Source organism: Pseudomonas sp. DCB_AW (genome assembly GCF_026240895.1).
Classification (GTDB): Bacteria; Pseudomonadota; Gammaproteobacteria; order Pseudomonadales; family Pseudomonadaceae; genus Aquipseudomonas; species Aquipseudomonas kermanshahensis.
The window spans coordinates 37,446-53,977 of record NZ_JAPFCE010000019.1 but is presented as its reverse complement, the minus strand read 5'-3'; the positions used below and the strand labels follow the sequence as shown (position 1 = coordinate 53,977).

The following is a 16,532-nucleotide window of genomic DNA, read 5'->3' as shown; positions in this document are numbered from 1 at the left end:
AGACTGAGATTGCGGGTGATTCTGTGGGAGCGGGCTTGCCCCGCGAAGGGGCCAACGCCGAGGCCTGCCAGGCACAAAAATGGGGCCCCTGAGGGCCCCATTCTAGTGCAGCTAAAACCGGCTTACTGGGCCAGCTTCTTGTGCCGTACACGGTGCGGCTGGGCAGCAGCATCGCCCAGGCGCTTCTTGCGGTCGGCTTCATACTCGGTGTAGTTGCCTTCGAAGAACATCACGTTCGAGTCGTCTTCGTACGCCAGGATGTGGGTCGCCACGCGGTCCAGGAACCAACGGTCGTGGGAAATCACAATGGCGGCGCCCGGGAAGTCCAGCAGGGCTTCTTCCAGGGAACGCAGGGTTTCGACGTCCAGGTCGTTGGACGGTTCGTCGAGCAGCAGGACGTTACCGCCCTCCTTCAGGGTCAGGGCCAGGTGCAGACGGCCACGCTCACCACCGGACAGGTCCTTGACGAACTTCTGCTGGTCGCCGCCCTTGAAGTTGAAGCGGCCCACGTAGGTGCGCGACGGGATCTCGTAGTTGCCGATGCGGATCTGGTCGGAACCGTCGGAGATCTGCTGGAACACGGTCTTGGAACCGTCCAGGTCTTCGCGGCTCTGGTCGACGCAGGCCAGTTGCACGGTTTCGCCGATTTCGATGCTGCCCGAGTCCGGCTGCTCCTTGCCCATCAGCATGCGGAACAGGGTCGACTTACCGGCGCCGTTACCGCCGATCACGCCGACAATGGCGCCCTTCGGCATGGCGAACGACAGGTTGTCGATCAGCACGCGATCGCCATAGCCTTTGGAAACGTTCTTGAACTCGATGACCTTGTCACCCAGGCGCGGGCCGGCCGGGATGTAGATCTCGTTGGTCTCGCTGCGCTTCTGGAACTCTTGCGACTGCATTTCTTCAAAGCGCTGCAGACGTGCCTTGGATTTGGACTGGCGGGCCTTGGCGCCTTTGCGCACCCACTCCAGTTCCTCTTTCATGGCCTTTTCGTGGGCGCTCTGTTGCTTGGATTCCTGCGCCAGACGGTCCGACTTGGCTTCCAGCCAGCCCGAGTAGTTGCCTTCGTACGGGATGCCGGCGCCGCGGTCCAGTTCGAGGATCCAGCCGGCGACGTTGTCGAGGAAGTAACGGTCGTGGGTAATCGCTACCACGGTGCCCGGGAAGTCGTGCAGGAAGCGCTCCAGCCAGGCCACCGAGTCGGCGTCCAGGTGGTTGGTTGGTTCGTCGAGCAGCAGCATGTCGGGGGCAGACAGCAGCAGGCGGCACAGGGCCACACGGCGCTTTTCACCACCGGACAGGTGTTCGATTTTCGCGTCCCAGGCCGGCAGGCGCAGGGCGTCGGCGGCGACGTCCAGCTGGCGCTCGAGGTTGTGGCCGTCGGCCGCCTGCAGGATCGACTCGAGCTTGGCCTGTTCGGCGGCCAGTTTGTCGAAGTCGGCGTCGGGTTCGGCGTAGGCGGCGTAGACCTCGTCCAGGCGAGCCTGGGCGTCCTTGATCACGCTGACCGCTTCCTCGACCACTTCACGCACGGTCTTGGCGGGGTCGAGTTGTGGTTCCTGCGGCAGGTAGCCGACGTTGATGTCGGGCATCGGACGGGCTTCGCCGTCGAATTCCTTGTCGACGCCCGCCATGATGCGCAGCAGGGTCGATTTACCCGCGCCGTTTAGGCCGAGTACGCCGATCTTGGCGCCTGGGAAGAACGACAGGGAGATGTTCTTGAGAATTTCGCGCTTCGGCGGCACGACCTTGCTCAGCCGATGCATGGTGTAGACGTATTGAGCCAAAACCAAGCCCTCTAAATAGGTAAAGACATCGACCAACGCCCCGGCAGTGGGCCAGGGGGATGTGTTTACGGGGTGTCATTGAACAAAGTCGACCATTCTACGCCAACGCGCGGCGTTGCATAGGAGGGTCGGATGGTGGGGTTACGGGGAAGAAATGCTTACGCCTGTGCTGGCCTCTTCGCGGGGCAAGCCCGCTCCCACAGGAACAGTACAAACCCCAAAGTTTGCGCAGTACCCGCTGCCCCAGGAACATCACAAACCCCAAAGTTTGCGCAGTACCCGCTGCCCCAGGGACAGCACAAACCCCAAAGCTTGCACGGTGCCCGCTGCCCCAGGTACATCACAAACCCCAAAGCTTGCACAGTACCTGTGGGAGCGGGCTTGCCCCGCGAAGTGGCCAGAACTGACCTTGAAAAGCTCAGACGTGACGCTGCTTGACCTTGCCCCGCGGCAACCGGCAACGGTCGCCCTGCTCGGCCAGGCGCGCGGCCCAGGCAGACTTGACGCTGAACCCGCCACTGCGAGCAGGCTGCTCAACGGCCTTGGCCGGCTGCGCCGCAGACACGCTAACGACCTTGGCCGCAGGCTTGGCCGCGACCGCGGTCACTGCCGGTGCTGCCACGGCTACCGGTGCTGCTGCCGCCTTGGCGGTCTTGCGCAGTTCGGCCAGCGACGGGGCCTTGCTTTTCGAGGCGGCGGCCGCCTCCGGTTTGACCAGCGAACGCTGGCACGACTTGCAAGATACGTCCGCGGTCACGGCAGTGCTGACAAGGGTCTGACTGCTGCGCCCACAGGCGGAATCGAGGCCATTGGAGGAAAAGTGAGTAACCAAAACCGAACATCTCCGAAGCGTTGTCATTGAAGCGGGCGGCATTCTCGCACAGGTTGCAGGGGCTTGCCGAACCACAGGGCGCCACCACGACCGTCGGCAGGGCGACCATCACCGGACAAGGGGACTGGCACTTTGCCATAATCCTAGGCATGCTAGCCCGTTTAGGGTGTCCGGCCTTATAGTGCGCCACCGCGGTCTGGCAACCAGACACCGGCACCAACCGTGCATGATCAATCCCTGCCATCGCCAGCCCAATCGCAGGACCAACGCTTGACCAATCTCTCTCAACCGTCGTCGCTGCGTCCCGCACCAATGGCCCCCGTCGCTTCCCTGCGCGGGTCGATCAAGGGTGCGCTGGCCCTGTTGGCCCTGATTCTGCTGGGCCTGTTGCTGTGGCAACTGTTCGCCCAGTTCCGCCACACCCAAGCCGACCTGCGCAAGCAAAGCCTGGAGGCCACCGCGGAGCTTGCCGACCACCTCAGCCTGAACATGGCGTTGAAGGCCCAGCAGGCCGTGAATGTGGTGCAGCCCTACGTCAATGCGCCGACGCCGGCAGCCCTGCCCAGCCTGCTCGACACCCTGCGCACTCGCCTGCCCGCCCTGCGTGAGCTGGCCTGGCTAGACACCAGCGGGCAGGTCCGCGCCGACAGCCTGGCCGGCAGCCCTGACCGCCAATTGATTGGCGAGCTGCTGACGCTGAACCAGGGTCGCCCGTATTTCTTTGCCAACTCGGCGGACAACCGCACCATTTACCTGTTGCTGCGCCAGTCCACCGAGCAGGACCGCGGCTACTGGCTGCTGCGCTTGTCCGACGCCTATTACCGCACCCTCACCGTGCACCTGGACAGCCCAGGCCACCCCTTGTGGCTGCTGGAAAACAGCCGCAACGGCGCGGTGCTGGACCGCCACGCCATCGCGCAGACCAGCCCGGCACCACTGCAGAGCGTGATGCTGGCGTTCATCGACAACAGTACCTGGCAACTGCGCGGCCTGTTCGACGCCCAGCGGGCCCAGCAGAAGCTGCTGCCGGCACTGATCGGCAAGTGCCTGCTGGTGCTGTTCTGTGCACTGCTGCCAGTGCTGGCGTTGATCAACATGCGCCGCCGCCAGCGCGCGCTGCAGGAAGACCGCCGGCGCTATCAGGAAATTTTCGAAGGCACCGGTGTTGCCTTGTGCGTGCTCGACCTTTCCAGCCTGCCCGGCCAGCTCGACCGCTACCACCTGCGCAACCATGCTGCGCTCAAGCACAGCCTGGCCCTGGACCCTAACCTGCGCCGCTCGCTGTTGCAGGAGTTGAAGATCACCGAGATCAACCAGGTGGCGCGCCAGTTGCTCAACGTCGAATGCCACGAAGGTGCCTGGCAGCGGCTGATCGACGGCAGCGGCGATGGCCGCGACAGCATCGGCATGCAACTGATCGATGCACTGATCGAACAGCGCTCGCTGCTGGAACTGGAAGTGCGCCTGCCCGCACCGCTGGGCGGCGAACTGCACCTGTGGCTGATGGCCCGCCTGCCGCTGCAACGCCGCGACTACCAGGCGGTGATCCTCAGCATCAGCGACATCACCAGCCGCAAACAAGTGGAGCTGTCCCTGCTCGAACGCGAGAGTTTCTGGTCGGACGTGGTGCGTACCGTGCCCGACCAGCTCTACGTGCAGGACGTGCCGAGCCAGCGCATGATCTTCAGCAACCGCCACCTCGGCCAAACCCTGGGCTACGACCGCACCGAGCTGGCACAGATGGGCGACCGCTTCTGGGAGTTGCTGCTGCACCCCGAAGACGCCACGCACTTCCAGGCCCTGCGCCAGCATCAACGAGCCACCGGCCACAGCCAGCCACTGCACTGCCAATTGCGCTTCCGTCACCACGACGGTGGCTGGCGCTGCTACGACATTCGCGAACAGGTGCTGACCCGCGACCACGACGGCCAGGTGATGCGCATCATCGGCGTGGGCAAGGACGTTACCGTACAGATCGAGGCCAGCCAGTCGCTGCGCGACAGCGAACAGCGCTACCGCATGCTGGCCGAAAGCATCAGCGACGTGATTTTCTCCACCGACAGCCAACTGCAGCTCAACTACGTCAGCCCCTCGGTCAAAGCGGTACTGGGTTATCAGGCTGAGTGGATTTTCGACAACGGCTGGCAATCGATCATCGCCAACCCGGCCCAGCTGACCGGCATCTACAGCCTGATGGAGCGCGTCAGCAATGCCATGGGCGACGGCGAGCAACTGGCCCAGTTGCGTGGCCAGTTGCCCACCCAACTGTTCCTGTTCGACTGCCTGCGCGCCGATGGCCGCAAGATCCCGATCGAGCTGCGCCTGGTATTGGTGTGGGACGACCAGGAGCGCTTCGAAGGCGTGCTTGGGGTTGGCCGCGACATCAGCCAGCAACGCCGCGCCGAAAAAGACCTGCGCATGGCCGCCACGGTATTCGAGCACTCGACCTCGGCCATCCTCATCACCGACCCGGCCGGCTACATCGTCCAGGCCAACGAAGCGTTCAGCCGGGTCAGCGGCTATGCCGTCAGCGACGTGCTCGACCAGCTGCCTGGCATGCTCACCGTCGAGCAACAGCAGGAAGGCCACCTGCGTTACGTGGTCAAGCAGTTGCACCAGCGCGGCAGCTGGGAAGGCGAAGTGTGGCTAAAGCGCCGCGACGGCGACCACTACCCGGCCTGGGTCGGCATCACGGCAGTGCTGGACGACGAAGGCGACCTGGCAAGCTACGTGTGCTTCTTCACCGACATCAGCGAGCGCAAGGCCAGCGAACAGCGCATCCACCGCCTGGCCTACTACGACGCCCTCACCCACCTGCCCAACCGCACGCTGTTCCAGGACCGCCTGCACACGGCCCTGCAACAGGCCGAACGGCAAAAGGCGTGGGTGGTGTTGATGTTCCTCGACCTGGACCGTTTCAAGCCGATCAACGACTCCCTCGGCCATGCCGCAGGCGATCGCATGCTCAAAGACATGGCCCTGCGCCTGCTGGCCTGCGTGGATGACGACGACACCGTGGCACGCATGGGCGGCGACGAATTCACCTTGCTGCTGCAACCGCGTGCGACCCGCGAGATGGCGCTGAACCGCGCCATCCATGTGGCCGAGAACATCCTCGCCAGCCTGGTACGGCCCTTCGTGCTGGAGAACCGCGAGTTTTTCGTCACGGCCAGTATCGGCATCGCCCTCAGCCCGCAGGATGGCAGCGAACTGAGCCAGTTGATGAAAAACGCCGACACCGCGATGTACCACGCCAAGGAGCGCGGCAAGAACAACTTCCAGTTCTACCAGGCCGAGATGAACGCCAGTGCCCTGGAGCGCCTGGAGCTGGAAAGCGACCTGCGCCATGCCATGGAGCAGAACGAGTTCATCCTCTACTACCAGCCGCAGTTCAGTGGCGATGGCAAACGCCTGACCGGCGCCGAAGCCTTGCTGCGCTGGCGCCACCCCACCCGCGGCCTGGTGCCGCCGGGCGACTTCATCCCGGTGATCGAAGAGCTGGGCCTGGTGGTGGATGTCGGCGACTGGGTACTGCGTGAGGCCAGCCGCCAACTCAAGGCCTGGCACAAAGCCAAAGTGCGGGTGCCGAAGGTATCGGTAAACATCTCGGCGCGGCAGTTCTCCGACGGCCAGCTGGGCACGCGCATCGCCACCATCCTTGAAGACATCGGGCTGCCGCCGGCGTGCCTGGAACTGGAGCTGACCGAAAGCATCCTGATGCGCGAGGTGAATGAGGCCTTGCAGATTCTCGCCAGCCTGAAGAATCTTGGCCTGAGCATTGCGGTGGACGACTTTGGCACCGGGTACTCGTCGCTCAACTACCTCAAGCAGTTCCCCATCGACGTGCTGAAGATCGACCGCACCTTCGTCGACGGCTTGCCCGAGGGCGAGCAGGACGCGCAGATTGCCCGGGCGATCATTGCCATGGCCCACAGCCTGAACCTGGCGGTGATTGCCGAGGGCGTGGAAACCCATGAGCAGCTGGAGTTCTTGCGTGAACATGGTTGCGACGAGGTGCAGGGTTACCTGTTCGGGCGGCCGATGCCGGCGCATCAGTTCGAGGCGCAGTTCGCCAACGAGACGCTGTTCATGTTCCAGTAGCAAACCACTGTCGTCTTTTTTGTAGGAGCAGCCTTGTGCTGCGAAGAGGCCGGCGACCGCGCCCTGAATCTTTGCTGCTGTTACCGGCCTCTTCGCAGCACAAGGCTGCTCCTACAGGCACAGCACCAACGCTGTAATTGGCGCCGCAAAAAACGGACCTTGAAGTCAACTCCAGCCCAGACAGGGCGCGGGATGCAACATGAAGGCCTTTGGTCCGCGACTTGACGTCACTTCATATGCCATGCCCGAAGCAATCGGTTAGAATGCCCCCCCAATTCAGCCCGATCCTTGAGGACCGCCATGTTCAGCCGTGATTTGACCATTGCCAAGTACGACGCCGAGCTCTTCGAAGCCATGCAGCAAGAAGCTCTGCGCCAGGAAGAGCATATCGAGCTGATCGCTTCGGAAAACTACACCAGCCCGGCTGTCATGGAAGCCCAGGGTTCGGTTCTGACCAACAAGTACGCTGAAGGCTACCCAGGCAAGCGTTACTACGGTGGTTGCGAATACGTCGACGTGGTCGAGCAACTGGCCATCGACCGCGCCAAAGAGCTGTTCGGCGCCGACTACGCCAACGTCCAGCCGCACGCTGGCTCCCAGGCCAACGCCGCCGTTTACCTGGCCCTGCTGTCGGCCGGTGACACCATCCTGGGCATGAGCCTGGCCCACGGCGGTCACCTGACCCACGGCGCCAGCGTCAGCTCTTCGGGCAAGCTGTACAACGCCATCCAGTACGGCATCGACGGCAACGGCCTGATCGACTACGACGAAGTCGAGCGCCTGGCTGTAGAGCACAAGCCGAAGATGATCGTTGCCGGCTTCTCGGCCTACTCGCAGGTGCTGGACTTCCCACGCTTCCGCGCCATTGCCGACAAGGTCGGTGCCTACCTGTTCGTCGACATGGCCCACGTTGCTGGCCTGGTTGCCGCTGGCGTGTACCCGAACCCTGTACCGTTCGCCGACGTGGTCACCACCACCACCCACAAGACCCTGCGCGGTCCACGTGGCGGCCTGATCCTGGCCCGTGCCAACGCCGACATCGAGAAGAAGCTGAACTCCGCTGTCTTCCCGGGCGCCCAGGGCGGCCCGCTGGAGCACGTCATCGCGGCCAAGGCGATCTGCTTCAAAGAAGCCCTGCAGCCTGAGTTCAAGGCTTACCAGCAGCAAGTGGTGAAAAACGCCCAGGCCATGGCCAGCGTGTTCATCGAGCGTGGTTTCGACGTCGTTTCCGGCGGCACCCAAAACCACCTGTTCCTGCTGTCGCTGATCAAGCAGGAAATCTCCGGTAAGGACGCTGACGCCGCACTGGGCAAAGCCTTCATCACCGTCAACAAGAACTCGGTACCGAACGACCCACGTTCCCCGTTCGTCACCTCGGGCCTGCGTTTCGGCACCCCAGCCGTGACCACCCGTGGCTTCAAAGAAGCAGAGTGCAAGGAACTGGCCGGCTGGATCTGCGACATCCTGGCTGACCTGAACAACGAAGCGGTGATCGATGCCGTGCGTGAGAAGGTCAAGGCCATCTGCAAGAAGCTGCCGGTTTACGGCAACTGATTAGCGCCAGCCTGATGTGAAAAAGCCCGGCCCTGCGCCGGGCTTTTTTGTGCTTGCCCGCTTTGCGGAACCTGTTCCAAATGGGCCCCCTGCGCAAGACACCCTAGCCTGCAGCCTCCCCCACGCCAAACCGGAGGCACCCCATGGCAGATAACAAAACACGTTCCTTTACAGCCACCCTGCAGATCGCCGAATCACCGGTGAACAGCCTGGACTGCCTGTGCACAGGGCCCGTGAGCCTGGTCACACCCAACGAAGTGCCGGGGTACGCCATTGAAGGCGCCCACGCACTCGGCATGCTCAGTGGCACGGACGATGATTGGCAGCACGGTCAGGAGTTTGGGTTGATCCCGTTCGACAAAGGCGACGATCAGTGCGCGATGCTGCTGTATTTTCGCTACAGCGATGCGGGTTATCGACTGTATGTGCGCAGCGGGCCTCATTTCGGTAAAGGCATATTCACCACCGCCGAAGGCCTGGTGGCCGCTCAGGCCATCAAGGCGCAAGACCCTAGCCTGTGGACCTTGATCGATGCGCAAACCGGCGCCCCGTTCGACCTGGCACAACTTGAAGATGACCGGCGAGAAATCCAGATGATCGCCAGCAACGGCCACCCCATGGAGATCCACAACCTCTACCCAGTGGGCGGCTTTCTGGCGTGCTACGCCGCTGCCCAGCAATGCACCCTAAGCCTGTTGATCACGCAACGCGGGGGGGATTGGCTGAACACCTGATGTCGCCTGCATGGGCCTTCACGTATTACCCTGTGCCGCTTCAAAACCCGAGCGCGCACAGGACCCTGCCTTGACCAGAGAGCAACTCGAAACCCATCAAATCCCGGTCTACTTCGCAGCCGTGCTCGCAGCCCTTGCCTTCGGCCTGCTGGCCACCGACACCGCACACCACCTGCAAGCCCTGATCACCCCCGCCATTGCCGTGCTGATGTACGCGATGTTCCTGCAGATCCCCTTCCTCGACCTGCGCCAAGGCCTGGGCAACCGCCGCTTCATCAGTGCACTGCTACTGGCCAACTTCGTCCTTATCCCACTGCTGGTCTGGGCCATCACCCGCGGCTTGGTCGCGCACCCGGCCATCCTGATCGGCGCCCTGCTGGTGTTGCTAACCCCCTGCATCGACTACGTGGTGGTGTTCACCCACATCGGCAGAGGCGACTCACGCCAGACCCTCGCCGCCACGCCGCTGCTGCTGTTGGTGCAATTGGTCCTGCTGCCGGTGTACCTGGCGTTGATGCTGGGTGACGACAACGCCGTGGCAATTTCCATCGCGCCCTTCGTGGATGCCTTTGCCTTGTTGATTGTGTTGCCGATGATTCTCGCCGTGCTGACCAGCGCCAGCGCCCGCCGCTCCCGCGTGGCATCGAAGTGGAACGACGCCTGGGCGTGGATGCCGGTGCCGGCGATGGCATGCGTGCTGGTGGTGGTGATCGGCTCGCAGATTGCCGCCGTGCTGCGCGATTTCGAGCGCTTGCTGCCCGTGATCCCGGTGTACCTCGGCTTCATGCTGCTGGCGCCGGTGATCGGCTTTGCCACCGCGCGGCTGATGCGTTTGCCAGTGGCCGAGGTGAGGTCGGTGACGTTCAGCGCTTCGACGCGCAACTCGCTGGTGGTGTTGCCGTTGGCGTTGGCGTTGCCGGAAGACCTGCGCGGGTTGGCGGCGGCAGCGGTGATTACCCAAACGCTGGTGGAGTTGGTGAGCGAGTTAATTTATGTGCGCGTCGTGCCCGCATGGGTGCGAGACAGATGAGGCTATGAGGGTTCAGCAAACGCTGAACCTTTTGCTTGCACCTGGCCGAACGTATGCTGATAGAATGCGATAAATTCTCATTAACATCTATCGTATCCCGTGCAGTCCACCTCATCGGCAAATCATCACCCGCATCAGGCCATCGATCAGCTCTACAGCCACCACCACGGCTGGCTGCAGACCTGGCTGCGCAAGCGCTTGGGCAGTGCCGCCGATGCTGCGGACCTGGCCCAGGATACCTTCGTGCGGCTGCTCAGCAGCGCAACCGGCGAGGCGCTGAATTACACAGCCCCGCGCGCCTATCTGGCCACAATCGCCAATCGCCTGGCCCTCAACTTCTATCGCCGCCGCTCGCTGGAGCACGCCTACCTGGCCGCGCTGGCGGAAACGCCAGAAGCGCTGGCACCGTCGCTGGAACATCAGGCGCTGGTGCTCGAAGCCCTCGATGAGATCGACCAGGTACTCGCCCTCCTGCCCGCCCAAAGCCGACAGGCGTTTCTGATGGCGCAGCTGGAAGGCTATACCCAAGAAGAGATCGCCAGCCGGCTCAAGCTCAGCGTCCGTACCGTGCAACGCCACCTGGCGCGGGCGTTTGAAGAATGCATCGTGCTCGCCAGTACGCACGATGAGTAATGCACCCATCGACCGGCGCATTGCCCGCGAAGCCGCCAGCTGGTTCGTGCGTTTGCAGAACAGCAGCGCCGGCGCCGCCGAACATGCCGCCGGCGCCGAATGGCGGGCGCGGCACGCTGACCATGAGCGCGCCTGGCAACTGGCCGAGCGCTTCAGCAGCCGTGCCCAGCAACTTAGCGGGGACCCCACCCGCGCGGCGCTGGAGCGCCCGCGCAGCCTGGAACGCAGGCAGGCACTCAAGACCCTTGCATTGCTGATTGCCACCGCCCCGCTTGGCCTCGCAGCCTACCGCGGGCTGCCGTGGCGCGAGTGGCAGGCGGACGTGCGCACGGCCACCGGGGAGCAGCGCAGCGTGCCCTTGCCGGATGGCGGGCAGCTACGCCTGAACACCGGCAGCGCGGTCGATATCGCCTACGACGACAGCGTTCGCCGCGTGCGCCTGATCGCCGGTGAGATGCTGGTCGAAGTACCCCGTGAGCCTGCCAGGCGCCCGTTTATCGTCGATACCGCCGAAGCGCACATCAGCCCGCTCGGCAGCCGCTTGCTGGTGCGTCAGTACCCAGGCAGCACGTTCCTCGCCGCGCTGGAGGGCGCTGTCGAAGTGCGCCCGCGCCTGGCACGGGGTGACGACGGCCTGGTGCGCCTGGCGGCCGGCCAGCAAACCCAGGTCAGCCTCCAGGCTGTGCAGCCCCCCATGCCGCTGGCCGAGCAGCGCCTCGACTGGCTCAACCATGTGCTGCGGGTCGAAAAGACGCGCCTGGATGACTTCATCAGCGAGCTGGGGCGCTATCGGCCTGGCTTGCTGCGTTGCGACCCCGCCGTGGCCCGGCTGCTGATCTCCGGCACCTTCCAACTGCGCGACACCGATCAGATTCTGCGCGCCTTGAGCCAGACGCTGCCGGTGGACATCCACTTCCGCACGCCCTACTGGGTCACCGTCACGGCGCGCGCGAATACGTAACAAGAATCATTGTCGTGTTTTGCTCAGGTTGCGTGTCCCTACCGTAAGCACATCACTTTTACAGGGCGGGACGAACACATGGCGACGACGCAGGGCATGCAACCATTGGCGCGGGCAGTACACGCTGCTGCATTGGGCCTGATCATCACAGGTGGCGGCCTGACTGCAACCGTGTCGCAAGCCGCCGAGCACAGCGCGCAGCAGGGCCGGACCTTTCAGGTGCCCGCCGGCAACCTGAGCAGCGCCCTTTCCGATTTCGCCAGCCAAGCCGGTATCACCCTGCCCATCGAACCAGGCCTGGTCGAAGGTTTGCGCAGCCCAGGCCTGAACGCCACCACCAATGTGGAAGGCGGCTTGCAGCAACTGCTGCAAGGCACCGGCCTGCAAGCGTCACCGCAGGGCAATGGCCTCTACCTGCTGACACCACAGGCCACGGGCACTGGCCTGGAACTGGGCGCTACCAGCATTACCGGCCAAGGCTTGGCAGCGACTACCGAAAACAGCGGGTCGTACACCACCGGCACGATGCAGACGGCCACCAAGCTGCCCTTGAGCCTGCGCGAAACCCCGCAGGCCGTCAGCGTGGTCACGCGCAAGCGGATGGACGACAAGGCCATGACCACCATCAGCGATGTGGTCAAAAGTGCGCCAGGTATCTTCCTCAGCAACTCCGGCGGCGCCGGCCGCCCCTCTTTCAGTGCCCGCGGTTTTGACGTCGACAACATCATGTACGACGGCTTCCCCACCAGCTTCCTGACTTACCTGCCCAGCGGCGAAGCCAACCTGGCCATGTACGACCGCGTCGAGATCGTGCGTGGGGCCACCGGGTTGGCCCAGGGCGCCGGCAACCCCGGGGGTGCCATCAACCTGGTACGCAAGCGCCCGACCCATGAATTCCAGGGCACCCTCATCGGCAGTGCCGGCAGTTGGGACGATTACACCGGCACGCTGGACATCGGCGGCCCATTGAATGAAACCGGCACCCTGCGCGCCCGTACCGTGGTCTCCAAGCAAGACGCCAAAAGCTTCCGCGACTCGGTGGAGAGTGACCATGACCTGTTCTACGGCGTGGTCGACGCCGACCTGAGCGAAAGCACCACCCTCACCCTCGGCGCCTACCGGCAGAAAAACCACACCAACTACATTTGGGGCGGTTTGCCCATGGCCCGTGGCGGCGGCCACCTCGGGCTACCACGCGACACCTTCCTCGGCCATGACTGGGAATATTCCGACAACCGCACCACCGGCTATTTCGCCACCCTCGAGCAAGGCTTCGCCAACGACTGGACTCTGCGCCTGGCGGCCATGCAGACCAAGACCGACACCGACGTGCTGGCCTCCTCGATATGGGAATACGACCGCCACTATCTCTGGACCGAAGCCATGGAGCAGAAGGAAAAAGGCTACGACCTGGCCGTCAGCGGCCCCTTCCAGTTGCTCGGTCAAACCCATGACCTGACCGTTGGCGTCAGCAAGCGCCAGCTGGATTATCGGTCTGGCAAGGCCTGGAGCGATTTCATCGACGACGGCAGCAACCTCTTCGAATGGAACCCCCGCGGCCATGCCAAGCCGGATTACGTTACGGGCCCCAACGGCCTCCCCGAGACCACCACCCAGGACAGCGCCTATGCCAGCAGCCGCCTGCGTTTGACCGACCCGCTGTCGCTGATTCTGGGTGGCCGTCTCGACTGGTACGAATTCGACGACAGCGAAAGCAGCGAAAACAACTACAAGATCACGCGCAACCTGACCCGCTATGCCGGCCTGGTCTACGACCTGGACACCAACCACTCGGTCTACGTCAGCTACACCGATATCTTCAAGCCGCAGACCAGCAAAGGCCTGGACAGTAAAGTGCTCGACCCTGTGGTGGGCGAAAACTACGAAGTGGGCATCAAGGGCGAGTACTTTGGTGGCGCGCTGAACGCCAGCCTGGCAGTTTTCCAGATCGACCAGAAGAACCGCGCCCAAGAGCTGCCCGACGTCAAAGGGTGCGGGTCAGGCGCCGCCAGTGCTTGTTACGAGGCGGCCGGCCTGGTGCGCAGCAAAGGCATCGACCTCGAAATCCAGGGCGCCCTGACCGACAATTGGCAACTGGCTGCCGGCTACACCTACACCCAGACCAAATATGTCAGCGACGCCAACAAAGCCCGCGAAGGCGAAGACTTCGACCGCGCCAAACCGCGCCAGCTGTTCAAGCTGTCGACGATCTACACCCTGCCCGGTGAACTGCAGCGCTGGCGCGTGGGTGGTGATATCTACCAACAGAGCCGTATCCGCACTTCGGGGGGCGCCGGTTCTACAGCATGGGAAAACCAGCAAGGCTCTTACACCGTGGTGGGGTTGGTGGCAGGCTACAAAGCCAGCGAGCAGTTGGACCTGCAGGTCAACGTCAACAACCTGTTCGACCGCACCTACTACAGCAGCGTGGCCAATGGTGGGTGGAGCCCGTATGACATTTATGGCGACCCACGGAACGTGAAACTGACTGCGCGGTATAGCTTCTAGGAGGCGGCGCGCTTCGCCATCAGTAGGCGTATTGGACACATCTGGAAAATCTGCAGATGAGCCTCCACGCTGCAAAGTCTGCACAATGATCCTCATAAGCGCAGACAGCGCTCGATGAGTTCAGGGTGGCGAATTCAGTGGCTTGCACCAGCGCGACGTGAAGTCGGGCAGCCTTGCAGGCTGGTCGACGCACGGCATCGGTCAGCAATTCACAGACACGCCCTTTGAGCATTTGTATTGGTCACGATTTACGCTAAGGCAGAGCGTGCCAACATCAGCCCCGCTGAAATCAGCAAGGTGGTATGACATGCGTGATATCGATATTGAAAGTGTTGCAAAAGCCATTGAGGCCGACGCAGGCGAGCCGTTGCCTGACCTACGCCAAGCGCTAAACGAAGCCAAGCAGGGGGTTGGACGCGTTACGACACCGGAGCAAATCCTGGTTCGCCAAGCTCGCGAGCGCTGCGGACTAACTCAGGTCTCATTCGCCGAGCGAATTGCCACACCCGTAGCGACTTTGCGCGATTGGGAACAGGGCCGCTTCGTGCCTCCAGGCGGGGTATTGTGCCTGATGCGCTTAATTCTCAAGCACCCTGAACTGACTCAGGAACTTGCGACGCACTAACTTTACTTCTGCGCACTATCGCCGGCCAGACCGCCGGCGATAGCACCCTCCCGCCGGTCACAGAGCATTCATCTCAGCAATATCCCGCGCCACCTGATCCGCAGAGTGGTCAAACATCGCCTGCTCCTGCCCATCCAGCGGCAACTCGATCACCCGCACAATCCCTTCCTCCGCCAGCACACACGGCACCCCCATGGCGATATCGGTTCGCCCGTATTCGCCCTCCAGCACCACCACCGCCGGCAAAATGCGGTTTCGCCCATTGGCGATCGCATCCACCATCTGCGCAATCGCTACACCCGGCGCATCACAGGCACTGCCCATTTTCTTCAACCCCAAAATCTCACCGCCCCCCTTACGCGTGCGTTCCACAATCCGCTCTATCTGCTCGCTGGACAGGAAGTGCGACAACGGCACCGACCCCACCTGACAGTAGCGCATCAACGGCACCATGCTATCGCCATGCCCGCCCAGCACCAGCGCCGTGATATCCCGAGCAGAAAACCCCGTCTCCTCGGCAATGAAGCACTTCATGCGCGCGGTATCCAGCACCCCCGCCTGCCCGAACACCTTGTTACGGCCCTGCCCGCTGAGCGACCAGGCGCGATAAGTCAGCACGTCGACGGGGTTCGACACCACCAGCACCGTCGCCGCTGGCGCATGGCGTTTGATATCCCGCATGACGCCATCGAGAATCGGCAGGTTGATACTCAGCACATCCTGCCGCGACTGCCCCGGCTTGCGCGGCACGCCTGCCGTGATCACCACCAGCTCAGACCCCTCCAGCATGTCGGCCTTGGCCCCGCCGTAAACCCGCGTATCAGACCCAGCCTCGACCGCCGCCTGCCACACATCCAGCGCCTTGCCCTGCGCCAACTCACCCTGCACATCGATCAACGCCAGCTCACGGCAGAACTCATCCCGGGCGATGATCTGAGCCGCCGCCTCGCCCACCATCCCGGCACCCACGATTGATAGCTTGTTCACCTGACACCTCCCAGCGGCGCGTGCCACCAGGAACACGCCTGCGTATAGAGAGAAGTATTGCCTGCTAATGCCCAAAGGCCACCCTGAGGTGGCCAGTGGTCGTTTAAAAGGGGGACGGTTGGCTTTCAGGCACTACGCCGGTTAATCGGCCGGGCACTGCTCGCGCTGTGACATCACCTTCCCGCACTGCTCACTGGCCAGGCGGCTGATGATCTGGATCGCTTGATGGATGCCCGCCGTGTTGCGGAAGCTCAGGCGCGGGTTGTGTTCGCATTCCAGCATTTCGTCGTGCTGGACCAAGGCTTCGCCGAGCAGTTCTAGGGTCCAGGCGTAGCTTTGAATGGTGGAGAGGCGTTCGTGGTCAGTCATGGGGGGCCTCCTGGGGTTTGGAGGTGGGGTGGGATTGGGTGTTGAGGGGGTAGAAACGGTGGGGGGTGGCGGCCGGCGAAGGGCGGCGGCGGAGAGCGGATGCGAGGATCCTTAACGGACTTAAAGTGAGCATGCATGAGGTCCTTTTCGGTTGAAGCACCACGCTGACCGTCGCCAAACGATTAGGGTGGCAGCTGTACGCGGGTTGGCGAACCGAGGAAAAGGAACCCGGCAGACCCTAAGGTCTCCCACGCACAGCCGCCATTACACGAAACTGCGGACGCAAAAAAAGCGCCTGCAATCGTGATCGGGGCGCCGTTGCGCCTTTTCGTACGGGTCGCCAAACCCGGTCGCGGAATGGTCCGCGACTTGAGCAAGTTATCTGGGTGGGCTTGGTATTGCAAGGTT

Annotated in this window: 12 protein-coding genes; 8 read left to right on the top strand and 4 right to left on the bottom strand. The window is 63.0% G+C overall.

Translation table 11 applies throughout. From position 1 onward, the window contains the following. Positions 1-122: 122 nt before the first annotated feature. Together ettA and OO306_RS13390 are read right to left on the bottom strand one after the other, a co-directional pair. Positions 123-1,790 carry an energy-dependent translational throttle protein EttA gene (gene ettA / locus OO306_RS13395; protein WP_027594531.1) on the bottom strand — a complete coding sequence of 556 codons (1,668 nt, stop codon included), beginning with the start codon at positions 1,788-1,790 and terminating at the stop codon, positions 123-125. 418 nt (positions 1,791-2,208) lie between these two features. After that, on the bottom strand, positions 2,209-2,622 hold the full coding sequence (locus OO306_RS13390; RefSeq protein WP_265968983.1) for a hypothetical protein: 414 nt from the start codon (positions 2,620-2,622) through the stop codon (positions 2,209-2,211). A 270-nt stretch (positions 2,623-2,892) separates the two neighbouring features. Between OO306_RS13390 and OO306_RS13385 the strand changes: the two genes are divergently transcribed. The 8 genes from OO306_RS13385 (at position 2,893) to OO306_RS13350 (ending at position 14,768) form a co-directional block, all read left to right on the top strand. Continuing rightward, complete coding sequence (locus tag OO306_RS13385) at positions 2,893-6,723, top strand: bifunctional diguanylate cyclase/phosphodiesterase (RefSeq protein WP_252826642.1); 3,831 nt, start codon at positions 2,893-2,895, stop codon at positions 6,721-6,723. A gap of 300 nt (positions 6,724-7,023) precedes the next feature. Then, positions 7,024-8,277, top strand: a complete 1,254-nt coding sequence (gene glyA, locus OO306_RS13380; RefSeq protein ID WP_027594534.1) for a serine hydroxymethyltransferase — start codon at positions 7,024-7,026, stop codon at positions 8,275-8,277. 143 nt (positions 8,278-8,420) lie between these two features. After that, a complete protein-coding gene (locus OO306_RS13375; RefSeq protein ID WP_265968979.1) occupies positions 8,421-9,011 on the top strand; it encodes a hypothetical protein in 591 nt (196 codons plus the stop codon). 70 nt (positions 9,012-9,081) lie between these two features. Continuing rightward, positions 9,082-10,041 (top strand): arsenic resistance protein, encoded by a 960-nt coding sequence (locus OO306_RS13370; protein ID WP_265968977.1) that lies wholly within the window; start codon positions 9,082-9,084, stop codon positions 10,039-10,041. Between the two features lie 99 nt (positions 10,042-10,140). Next, a complete protein-coding gene (locus OO306_RS13365; protein WP_027594537.1) occupies positions 10,141-10,674 on the top strand; it encodes a sigma-70 family RNA polymerase sigma factor in 534 nt (177 codons plus the stop codon). Continuing rightward, the gene (locus OO306_RS13360; protein ID WP_265968974.1) at positions 10,667-11,635 is read left to right on the top strand and encodes a FecR domain-containing protein; all 969 of its coding nucleotides are present in this window, start codon (positions 10,667-10,669) and stop codon (positions 11,633-11,635) included. The genes OO306_RS13365 and OO306_RS13360 overlap by 8 nt, the downstream gene beginning before the upstream one ends. 78 nt (positions 11,636-11,713) lie before the next feature. Further along, positions 11,714-14,143 (top strand): TonB-dependent siderophore receptor, encoded by a 2,430-nt coding sequence (locus OO306_RS13355; RefSeq protein WP_265968972.1) that lies wholly within the window; start codon positions 11,714-11,716, stop codon positions 14,141-14,143. 307 nt (positions 14,144-14,450) lie between these two features. Then, positions 14,451-14,768, top strand: a complete 318-nt coding sequence (locus OO306_RS13350) for a DNA-binding transcriptional regulator (protein ID WP_186683146.1) — start codon at positions 14,451-14,453, stop codon at positions 14,766-14,768. A 57-nt stretch (positions 14,769-14,825) separates the two neighbouring features. On the opposite strand, the gene OO306_RS13345 is transcribed toward OO306_RS13350, so the two are convergent. Both OO306_RS13345 and OO306_RS13340 read right to left on the bottom strand, forming a co-directional pair. Beyond that, positions 14,826-15,755 (bottom strand): malate dehydrogenase, encoded by a 930-nt coding sequence (locus OO306_RS13345; protein WP_265968969.1) that lies wholly within the window; start codon positions 15,753-15,755, stop codon positions 14,826-14,828. Positions 15,756-15,896: 141 nt separating this feature from the next. Continuing rightward, a complete protein-coding gene (locus OO306_RS13340) occupies positions 15,897-16,124 on the bottom strand; it encodes a hypothetical protein (RefSeq protein ID WP_085274298.1) in 228 nt (75 codons plus the stop codon). Positions 16,125-16,532 lie beyond the last annotated feature (408 nt).